This is a genomic window from Cellulophaga sp. BC115SP (assembly GCF_009905545.1).
Taxonomy (GTDB): Bacteria; Bacteroidota; Bacteroidia; order Cytophagales; family Spirosomataceae; genus Flectobacillus; species Flectobacillus rivi.
Map to the genome: position 1 here is coordinate 1 of NZ_JAAALB010000124.1, position 1,954 is coordinate 1,954.

The window sequence follows — 1,954 nt, forward strand, 5'->3', positions numbered from 1 at the left end:
ATAGACCAACAGTTTAATTTGCTTTTCCCACAAGTACAAGGCAATTATGAGTTTGATATGTATACTGGCGACCAAACCAACACTGGTTTATGGTTCATAGAATGTAAAAGTACTGATGAATTGCCTGCTGACATGGGGCAGTTATCAGCCTATTTTTCAGTAATAAGAAATATTTCTAATTTGGAGTATATTTTCAACACTAAAAAAGCAGGAACAGAAACTCAAGCCAAACAAGCAATACAAAAACAGTTGTATAATGGTACTACGCTCACTAATATGGGAACAAATTTATTCAATACCATTTGGGGGAATACGGTAGGACTACCACAAGATTTGTTTCCAAATCTTAATCGAACTCAAGCTGAATCCGAATTTTTAAGAATGGTTAACGACTTGGATGATGATTTCTTTAAATTTATAAAAGTGAAATAATATGTTCCATTTATTAGATAATCAAGCTAACATAGCTGGGTTTAAAATCTTTAATAATACAATCTTAATATGCGATAAGAATAATATTGCATATTACAATGATGTACCAATAACAAATGATGTGGATGGTACAAGGATTTTTTGCCACAGCAACTTTGTTTTTCTTCCTTCATATTCAGGAAACAAAACTTATTTATTCTTTAATAATCAAGTCAAAGAGATTCCATTTGTCCTTTGGTTACATACAATTGAAAAAAACAATGTTGTAGGTTATGATTATATTCCTACTAGAAAGGCATTCAAAATCTTTATTTATGATTCTTTAAATAGTTTCGTTATAACGAGACTATTTAAAGAATTGCCAATTTGGGATTTAATTAGAAAGAATGATTTTATTTATTTTTTTGAAAAACGTAAAATCACTCTCTTTTCTTTTTCCCTTCTCACAGGCGAGTACGAATGGGAGGTAGATTTGGGGGCTTATGGGGAGATAGATAAAATAATTGGAGTTTGTAATGATATACTGTGGATTGGAGTTGGCTCTAAAATGTTGATAGGTATTGATATCAAATATGGTAAAATTATCCATATAATAGACAAACCTAGCCATTTTGCCTATCAAAGTGGAGCATTTAACTATTTCAGAGGACATGATGGACAAATTGATGAAAAAGCTAAAAAAATAGTAGGCTTTGAGTTGTAAGCTTCCCCAAAAATAGTACGGATTAAAAGTTTAAAAGGTGTAATATTTTTTAACTTTAAGTATGTATTATGAAAAAGAGCAAATTTAGTTCAACCGAAATTGCAAAGATTCTTAAGGAATTTGAATCTGTCAAATCCTTAGACACCATTGTTCGCGAATATGGAGTCAGCAAGGTAACATTTTATAAATGGCGTCAGCGTTATGGCGGCATGGAAGCTGGCGAACTCAAGAAGGTTAAACAACTTGAAGAAGGGAACGCTAAACTCAAGCGTATGTATGCTAAATTAGCCTTGGAGCTGGATATGGCAAAATATGTCATAGAAAAAAAGCTCTAAAGCCTTGTGTCAAGCGAGCACTTGTGCTAGACTTGAAAGAGCTATATCCAAGAGGCATTAGCAAGGCATGCCGTATCTTCAAAACGAGCCGAAGCAGTTTAAGCTATCAATCTGTTAAGGACGATCAAGTGTTAATAGATGAATTAACACAATTGAGTAAGGATCATTCTCGTGAAGGCTTTTGGAAGTTTTATTATCGTATGCGCAATTCAGGTCATAGCATCAATCATAAGCGAGTGCATCGGGTGTATGTTCAGATGAGTCTTTCTATTCGTAAAAAGGCTAAAAAACGTCTTGTAGCTAGAGTAAAAGAGCCCTTAGAAGTTCCCAAAAGCTTTACTCAAACTTGGAGCATAGACTTCATGAGTGATGTTTTGAGCAATGGGCGTTCATTCCGAAGCTTTAACGTGATAGATGATTACAATCGAGAAGTACTTTTCATAGAGACAGACTACTCGCTCAAGAGTAGTAGGGTGATTTATAT

The 1,954-nt window shown here is 33.8% G+C and carries 3 protein-coding genes and 1 pseudogene; all 4 read left to right on the top strand.

What is annotated here, in order from left to right:
- The coding region (locus GVN22_RS27120; protein ID WP_166554131.1) for a hypothetical protein at positions 1-432 on the top strand (432 nt) is incomplete at its 5' end.
- A 1-nt stretch (position 433) separates the two neighbouring features.
- Complete coding sequence (locus tag GVN22_RS27125) at positions 434-1,135, top strand: hypothetical protein (RefSeq protein WP_166554132.1); 702 nt, start codon at positions 434-436, stop codon at positions 1,133-1,135.
- A gap of 68 nt (positions 1,136-1,203) precedes the next feature.
- Positions 1,204-1,470 (top strand): transposase, encoded by a 267-nt coding sequence (locus GVN22_RS27130; RefSeq protein ID WP_166554133.1) that lies wholly within the window; start codon positions 1,204-1,206, stop codon positions 1,468-1,470.
- 23 nt (positions 1,471-1,493) lie between these two features.
- Positions 1,494-1,954, top strand: a pseudogene (locus GVN22_RS27135) (IS3 family transposase); the annotation flags it as partial.